Here is a 7,564-nt window from a genome sequence, read left to right on the forward strand (position 1 = left end):
TTCCCCCGCACCGCCGCCACATTGGCGCGCAGCGCCGCACCGCCGCTGTGGCAGACCACGTACTCGAGCAGGAACGGGGTGACGGCCTGCCCCGTCACCCCCTCCTCCGCGCACACCCGCAACGCATCCGCGAGCACGCGCGCGTGCACCTCGGGATCCAGCTGTTCCGCCTCCGGCACGGGGTTGGCGACGATCAGCGCCGACTCCGGCGCCCGCAGCGCGTTCTGCGCGCGCATCACCGCGGCCACCTCCTCCGGCGTACGCAGCGTCCAGTCCACCGGATGACCCGAGTCGGACAGGTAGAACCCAGGAAACCGGTCCGTGCCGTACCCCGCCACCGTGACCCCCAGCGTCTCCAGCCGCTGCAACGTCGCCGGCACGTCCAGGATCGACTTCACCCCGGCGCACACCACCGTGATCCGCGTGCGCGCCAGCAGCCCCAGGTCGGCGGACTCGTCCTGGATCACCGTCCACTCCCGGTGCACCCCGCCGAGCCCGCCCGTGGCGAACACCCGTACCCCCGCCAGCGCGGCCAGCAGTGCCGTCGCCGACACCGTCGTCGCCCCGCTCGCCCCCAGCGCCATGGCGAGCGGCAGGTCGCGGTGGCCCAGCTTGCGGATTCCCGCCTCGCTCGCGACTCGCTCCAACCGCCCCTTGTCCAGGCCGATGTGCGGATGCCCGTCCAGCACGGCGATCGTCGCCGGTACGGCACCCTCCTGCCGTACCACCTCCTCCAACTCCAGCGCCACCTGCAGATTGCGCGGGCGTGGCAGCCCGTGCGCGATGATCGTGGACTCCAGGGCCACCACGGGACGGCGCGCGGCCAGCCCCTCCCGCACCTCGTCGGACACCACCAGCACGTGCCTGCCTCCTGCCCGTCGCTCCTCCGTCGTTCCCCTCTCATCCCTGGCGGGCCCCGCACCCGGCCAAACCCTTGCGGCCCGCGCCGCACGACACCAGCCTGGAAGGCATGACGGACAACACGACGAACAACACGACGGACAACACCCCACGCCTCGACCACGTCGTCCTGTGGGTGCGCGACCCGGTCGCCGCCGCCGGCTTCTACGAGAGGACCGTCGGCCTGGAGCCGCTACGGGTCGACGAGTTCGCCGACGGCAAGGTCTCCTTCCCCTCCGTGCGCCTCAACGCCGAGACGATCCTCGACCTCGCCCCGCACGACATGGCGCGGCGCATGAACATGCTCCCCGGCGCCGCCGACAGCGCGGGCCACCCGGTGAACCACGTCTGCCTGTCCCTGTCCGCCGACGCCTTCGACGCCCTGCGCACCCGCCTCCAGGAGCAGGCCGTCCCCATGACCGACTTCTCCTACGACTCCTACGGCGCGCGCGGCAAGGCCAGGCGCAGCTTCTACTTCCGCGACCCCGACGGGAACATCTTCGAGGCCCGTCACTACGACTAGACGGGCAACGACCGGACGGGCAACGACCGGACGGGCAACGGCCGGACGGGCAACGACTGGACGGGCAGGGGCCTCAGAACAGCGGCTCGGGCAGTACTCCCTCCAGTGCGAGCAGCCTCCGCTTGGCCTCCAGGCCGCCCCCGAACCCGCCGATGCCCCCGTCGCTCTCGACCACCCGGTGGCACGGCACCACCACCGGCAGCGGGTTGGAGCCCATCGCCGCGCCCACCGCCTGCGCGGCACCGGGCTGCCCGACCCGCTCGGCGAGATCGCCGTACCCGACGACCGTGCCGTACGGCACGCCCGACGCGAGCTCGTGCAGCACCTGCCGGTTGAAGCCCGAGATCAGCGACCAGTCCAGCGGCAGGTCGAAGTCGCGCCGCTCGCCCGCGAAGTACGCCCGGACCTGGCGTATCGGCTCCGCGAGCAGCGGGGAGCCGGGCTCCTCGACCGGCTCCCCGCCCAGCCGGGACGCCAGCCGGGCCAGCGCCCGGTCCCGTACCGCGTCGGTGGCGTGGAACACGACGTTGACCAGGCCCTGGCGGGTCGCGGCCAGCAGCAGGGGGCCGATGTCGGTGCCGGTGACGGCCCACACGACCTGTTCGCTGTGCTCGTGGCTGTCCATGCCCTTTACGGTACGGCCCGCCACTGACAACGCCCCCGGCTCCGCCCCGGGCCCGCCCTCGCAGCGGCTTGGGCGGAGCGCTCACGCCCTGCCGAGCGCCGCCCGCACCACATCCGGTTTGTTCGAGATGATCCCGTCCACGCCGTACCCGGCGACGGTCCGGGCGTGGGCGGCGTCGTCCACCGTCCAGGTGAAGACCTTCAGCGGCTTGTGGTGCGGTCCGGCATGGGCGTGGACGGCCTTCACATAGTCCGCGGAGATCGTGCCGTGGGACGGGTTGATCAGGTCCGCGAAGGCCGCGTACCGGTTCAGCTCCGCCTCGGCCGGCCGGCCGAGGAAGCCGGTCCGGACGGCGGGCTTCAGTTCGTGCACGGTCCGCAGGCTGTCCGCGCTGAAGCTCTGCACGATCAGCCGGTCCGCCAGATGCCGCCGGCCGAGCCAGCCGTCGTTGGCCAGCTCCTTCAGGATCTGCTGCTCGATGCCCGGATACAGCTCAGGGTTCTTGATCTCCAGCAGCAGCTTCTCGTGGTGGTGCTCGACCCGGCGCAGGTACTGCTCCAGCGTCGGCACGCGCGTGCCCGCGTACGCGGGGGAGAACCAGCTGCCTGCGTCCAGCCGGGCGATCTCCGCGGCGGTGAAGTCCTTCACCTTCCACGGCGCCCGGCCGGGAAAGACCTCCTCGACGTCGGTCGTCCGCCGCAGGCTGTCGTCGTGGATCACCACGAGCCGGCCGTCCTTGGTGCGCTGCACGTCGTTCTCCACCCAGGAGAAGCCGAGCGCGGCGGCCTTGTCGACGGCGGGCAGGGTGTTCTCCGGGGCGTAGGCGGAGGCGCCCCGGTGAGCGACGACCACAGGGGGCCGTTCAGAGGTTCCGGCGGCCTGTGTCTCGGACGTGGGCAACAGCAGGGCGACCCCCACCAGCGCGGTGGTCACGGCGGCAACTGCACGCACGCGCATGTGTACTCCTCGCGACAGGATAATCACGGACAGTGCAAGGATGGCAGCAGGCGGTTGACGAGGCGTGGCCGTACGGAGAACACGGCGTGCGCGGAGTCGGCCCTCCCGTGTGTGCCCACCGTTGCCACACATCTGCGGTGAGGGCGTGTTTCTTTGCCGCAAAATCGTTCGGCCGATCCGGGGGAGTCATACTCTCTGCGTCAGCCCTGACCGCGTGGCGGTCCTGGGACGGGGGAACATCGCGACATCCCGGGGCTCGACGCGACACTCCGGGGCTCAAGAGGGCGGAAGGGCAACCGCGCATGCAAGGCACGGTCGACGGATTCAGCTACGGGCTCGTCACCCCGGTGGTGGCCTGTGTCATGGCCTGCCTGGGCGGGGCCCTCGGCCTGCGCTGCACCACCCGTGCCCTGCTGGTCGCGAACTCCTGGCGCCCCGGCTGGCTCGTCCTGGCCTCGGCGGCGATCGGCTCCGGCATATGGACCATGCACTTCGTGGCGATGATCGGCTTCACCGTCGAGGAGGCGCCCGTCCACTACGACCGGCCGACGACGTACGCCAGCCTGGCCGTCGCCATCGTCATGGTGGGCATAGGGATCTTCATCGTCGGCTACAAGGGCGCGACCGGCTCCGCGCTGTTCACCGGCGGCACGATCACCGGCCTGGGCATCGCCACCATGCACTATCTGGGCATGGCCGGAATGCGGCTCAACGGCACCCTGGAGTACAACACCCTCACCGTCGCCGCCTCCGTCGTCATCGCCGTCGTCGCCGCCATCGCCGCCCTCTGGGCGGCCGGACAGGTCAGGGGACCGCTGTGGAGCGTCGGCGCGAGCCTGGTCATGGGTCTCGCCGTCAGCGGTATGCACTACACCGGCATGGCCGCCGTCAGCGTCCACCTGCACGGCACCGGCGGCACCCCCGCCGCCGGCGAGTCACCGGCCGCCCTGCTCGCGCCGATGATGGCCGGCCCGCTCACCTTCCTGCTGCTCGCCGGCGCCGTCGTCCTGTTCGACCGCCAGGTGGTCATGGGCGGGCCCGACTGGGCCCCCGCCGAGCACAAGCCGGGACGCCCGGCTTGTGCTCGGCGCCACCGGCACCGGCAAGTCCGCCACCACCGCGTGGATGATAGAGAAGCTCCAGCGCCCGACCCTCGTCATGGCGCCCAACAAGACGCTGGCCGCCCAGCTGGCCAACGAGTTCCGCGAACTCCTGCCGAACAACGCGGTCGAGTACTTCGTCTCGTACTACGACTACTACCAGCCCGAGGCCTACGTCCCCCAGTCGGACACCTACATCGAGAAGGACTCCTCGATCAACGAGGAGGTCGAGCGCCTGCGCCACTCCGCGACCAACTCGCTGCTCACCCGCCGCGACGTCGTCGTGGTCGCCTCCGTCTCCTGCATCTACGGCCTCGGTACACCGCAGGAGTACGTGGACCGCATGGTCCCCCTCCGGGTCGGTGAGGAGATCGACCGGGACGAGCTGCTGCGCCGCTTCGTGGACATCCAGTACACACGCAACGACATGGCCTTCACCCGCGGCACCTTCCGGGTGCGCGGCGACACCATCGAGATCTTCCCGGTCTACGAGGAGCTGGCCGTCCGCATCGAGATGTTCGGCGACGAGATCGAGGCGCTGTCCACGCTGCACCCGCTCACCGGCGAGATCATCAGCGACGACCAGCAGCTGTACGTCTTCCCGGCCTCGCACTACATCGCCGGCCCCGAGCGCATGGAGCGGGCGATCAACGGCATCGAGAAGGAGCTGACCGAGCGCCTGGCCGAGCTGGAGAAGCGGGGCAAGCTGCTGGAGGCCCAGCGGCTGCGCATGCGCACCACGTACGACATCGAGATGCTCCGCCAGATCGGCACCTGCTCCGGCGTGGAGAACTACTCGATGCACTTCGACGACCGCGCGCCGGGCACCCCGCCCCACACGCTGCTGGACTACTTCCCGGAGGACTTCCTGCTCGTCATCGACGAGTCGCACGTCACCGTCCCCCAGATCGGCGCGATGTACGAGGGCGACGCCTCCCGCAAGCGCACCCTCGTGGAGCACGGCTTCCGGCTCCCCTCCGCCCTGGACAACCGCCCGCTGAAGTGGGAGGAGTTCCAGGAGCGCATCGGCCAGACGGTGTACCTGTCGGCGACCCCCGGGGCGTACGAGCTGTCGCGTTCCGACGGCCAGGTCGAGCAGATCATCCGCCCCACCGGCCTGGTCGACCCCCAGGTCGTCGTCAAGCCCACCGAGGGACAGATCGACGACCTGGTGCACGAGATCCGCAGCCGCGTGGAGAAGGACGAGCGCGTCCTGGTCACCACGCTCACCAAGAAGATGGCCGAGGACCTGACCGACTACTTCCTGGAGCTCGGCATCCAGGTGCGCTATCTGCACAGCGACGTCGACACCCTGCGCCGGATCGAGCTGCTGCGTGAGCTGCGCAGCGGCGAGTACGACGTCCTGGTCGGCATCAACCTGCTGCGCGAGGGCCTGGATCTGCCCGAGGTGTCCCTGGTGGCGATCCTCGACGCCGACAAGGAGGGCTTCCTGCGCTCGGGCACCTCGCTCATCCAGACCATCGGCCGCGCCGCGCGCAACGTCTCCGGCCAGGTCCACATGTACGCCGACAAGATCACCCCGGCGATGGAGAAGGCCATCGACGAGACCAACCGCCGCCGGGAGAAGCAGATCGCGTACAACAAGGCCAACGGCATCGATCCGCAGCCGCTGCGCAAGAAGATCAACGACATCGTCGCGCAGATCGCCCGCGAGGAGGTCGACACCGAGCAGCTGCTCGGCACCGGGTACCGCAAGGGCAAGGACGGCAAGGGCGCGAAGACACCTGTGCCGGCACTCGCCGGGAAGGGTGCGAAGGACGCCGGTGCGGTCGGCGCCGCCAAGTCGGTCAAGTCCGCCAGGGGCAAGGCGAAGGAGACGGTGCCCACCGACCGGCCGGCGGCCGAACTCGCCGAGCAGATCGAGGAGATGACGGAGCGGATGCGCGCCGCCGCGGCCGATCTGCAGTTCGAGGTCGCGGCGCGGCTGCGGGACGAGGTCGCGGAGATGAAGAAGGAGCTGCGCCAGATGCGGGAAGCGGGGCTGGCCTGACCTCGCACCTCGTGGTGGGGGCGTCGGCGGGAGCGCGGGCCGGATGCGCTGTGTTGCAAGACCGACACAAAGTGCGGACCGGTGTGCGGCGATCTCCGCGCCCCTGCGTAGGGTTCTTGGAAGCCGTGGGAGCCACGGCGACAGGGGAGTAGTCCGAGAGGGGTATCAGCCGTGACCGTCAACTTGACCAAGGGTCAGGCCATCAGTCTGCAGAAGAACGACGGGGGCAGCCTGAGCGCGGTCCGTATGGGTCTCGGCTGGCAGGCGGCGCCCCGCCGGGGCCTGTTCGGCACGCGCACGCGTGAGATCGACCTCGACGCCTCCGCCGTGCTGTTCGCCGACAAGCAGCCCGTCGACGTCGTCTTCTTCCAGCACCTGGCCAGTGACGACGGCTCGGTGCGGCACACCGGTGACAACCTGGTCGGCGGCGCCGGTCAGGGCGGCGACGACGAGTCGATCCTCGTCGACCTGCAGCGCGTGCCGGTCCACATCGACCAGATCGTCTTCACCGTGAACTCCTTCACGGGCCAGACGTTCCAGGAGGTGCAGAACGCGTTCTGCCGCCTGGTCGACGAGACCAACGGCCAGGAGCTCGCCCGCTACACCCTCGCGGGCGGCGGCAACTACACCGCCCAGATCATGGCGAAGGTGCACCGTGTGAACGGCGCCTGGACCATGACGGCCCTCGGCGTCCCCGCCAACGGCCGTACCTTCCAGGACCTGATCCCGGTCATCCTGCCGCACCTGTAAGCCCGCACCTGCAAGCACACGACACCGGCTACACCGGCGACATCAGGGGGACGAAGGCGATGACGGCCGAGCTGGTGCGGGGGCAGAACCACCCGCTCTCCGAGGTCCGCCTGGAGATACGGATCTCGGCCGGCAGTCCGGTCGTGGCCGCGGCCACGCTCAGCGACGACAGCGGCAGAGTGCGGGGCGCCGAGTGGGTGGTCCACCCCGGCGCCCCCGTGCTGCCCGGCCTGGAGGTCTCCCGCCAGGCCGCCGCCGACCACCGGCTCGCCGTCGACCTGGCCGCCATGCCCCAGGCGGTGCACCGCGTCGACGTCCTGCTCGCCCTGCCCGCCGCGGGCGGCGGTCCGGCCCGCTTCGGCGCGGTCCCCGCCCCCTTCGTCGCCGTCACGGCCCTGGACGGCACCGAGCTCGCCACCTACACGATCACCGGCCTGGACGCGGAGTCCGCCGTGATCGCCCTGGAGCTCTACCGCCGGCAGGACGCCTGGAAAGTACGCGCGGTGGGCCAGGGCTACGCCGACGGCCTCACCGAACTCCTCACCGACCAGCACCTGCCCGAGCCCCACCGCCTGGCGACCGCCGTGGAGGAAGCGGTGGCCCAGGGCCTGTCCCGCTCGATAGCACCACCCCCTCCACCACGCGCGCAGCACGGCGACCGCCCCGGCCACGTGCCGACGCAGCCCGTGGCTTCCTAC

6 protein-coding genes and 2 pseudogenes are annotated in these 7,564 nt (G+C 70.7%); 5 read left to right on the forward strand and 3 right to left on the reverse strand.

What is annotated here, in order from left to right:
- On the reverse strand, positions 1 to 860 hold an 860-nt coding region (locus C1I97_RS26510; RefSeq protein WP_111005681.1), incomplete at its 3' end, for a pseudouridine-5'-phosphate glycosidase.
- Between the two features lie 110 nt (positions 861 to 970).
- On the opposite strand from C1I97_RS26510, the gene C1I97_RS26515 reads away from it, so the two are divergent.
- Complete coding sequence (locus C1I97_RS26515; protein ID WP_111005682.1) at positions 971 to 1,423, forward strand: VOC family protein; 453 nt, start codon at positions 971 to 973, stop codon at positions 1,421 to 1,423.
- A 73-nt stretch (positions 1,424 to 1,496) separates the two neighbouring features.
- Here the strand turns inward: C1I97_RS26515 and C1I97_RS26520 are convergent, their stop codons facing one another.
- Together C1I97_RS26520 and C1I97_RS26525 are read right to left on the reverse strand one after the other, a co-directional pair.
- Positions 1,497 to 2,048, reverse strand: a complete 552-nt coding sequence (locus C1I97_RS26520) for a methylated-DNA--[protein]-cysteine S-methyltransferase (RefSeq protein ID WP_111005685.1) — start codon at positions 2,046 to 2,048, stop codon at positions 1,497 to 1,499.
- Between the two features lie 81 nt (positions 2,049 to 2,129).
- Positions 2,130 to 3,005 carry a glycerophosphodiester phosphodiesterase gene (locus C1I97_RS26525; protein ID WP_111005683.1) on the reverse strand — a complete coding sequence of 292 codons (876 nt, stop codon included), beginning with the start codon at positions 3,003 to 3,005 and terminating at the stop codon, positions 2,130 to 2,132.
- A gap of 302 nt (positions 3,006 to 3,307) precedes the next feature.
- On the opposite strand from C1I97_RS26525, the pseudogene C1I97_RS26530 reads away from it, so the two are divergent.
- From C1I97_RS26530 to C1I97_RS26545, 4 genes and pseudogenes are all read left to right on the forward strand, one after another.
- A pseudogene (locus tag C1I97_RS26530) lies at positions 3,308 to 4,123 on the forward strand (MHYT domain-containing protein); the annotation flags it as partial.
- Positions 4,083 to 6,116: pseudogene (gene uvrB, locus C1I97_RS26535) on the forward strand (excinuclease ABC subunit UvrB); the annotation flags it as partial. The pseudogenes C1I97_RS26530 and uvrB, both read left to right, overlap by 41 nt.
- Positions 6,117 to 6,287: 171 nt before the next feature.
- On the forward strand, positions 6,288 to 6,866 hold the full coding sequence (locus C1I97_RS26540; protein WP_111005684.1) for a TerD family protein: 579 nt from the start codon (positions 6,288 to 6,290) through the stop codon (positions 6,864 to 6,866).
- A 59-nt stretch (positions 6,867 to 6,925) separates the two neighbouring features.
- A partial coding sequence (locus tag C1I97_RS26545) for a TerD family protein (protein WP_146608297.1) occupies positions 6,926 to 7,564 on the forward strand: 639 nt, incomplete at its 3' end.

This window comes from Streptomyces sp. NTH33 (assembly GCF_003236365.1).
Lineage (GTDB): Bacteria > Actinomycetota > Actinomycetes > Streptomycetales > Streptomycetaceae > Streptomyces.